1 pseudogene is annotated in these 216 nt (G+C 38.9%); it reads left to right on the top strand.

Features of this window, described 5'->3' with window-relative positions:
* Positions 1-160: pseudogene (locus HRG09_RS29870) on the top strand (IS6 family transposase); the annotation flags it as partial.
* Positions 161-216: the final 56 nt, after the last annotated feature.

Below are 216 nucleotides of genomic sequence, written 5' to 3'. Positions count from 1 at the left end.
TTTTTCCAAATCCGCAGGATTTCAAAATTTTCGCCACGCTTCCCGTACCTTGAAAGTCATCGAAACCATTCATGCTTTATATAAACGAAACCGAAGTCTTGGCTCAGACTTCGGTTTTTCGACATACAATGAATTACAGGAGCTACTAACAATCGCATAAAATGTAAAACTTTTTGTTGGCACCACTTAACCTCAACAAAACTTCGCAACAGAACC

Origin of the sequence: Bacillus sp. Xin1, assembly GCF_013314535.1 — a bacterium.
Classification (GTDB): Bacteria; Bacillota; Bacilli; order Bacillales; family Bacillaceae_G; genus Bacillus_A.
This window is presented reverse-complemented; position numbering and strand designations above follow the sequence as displayed.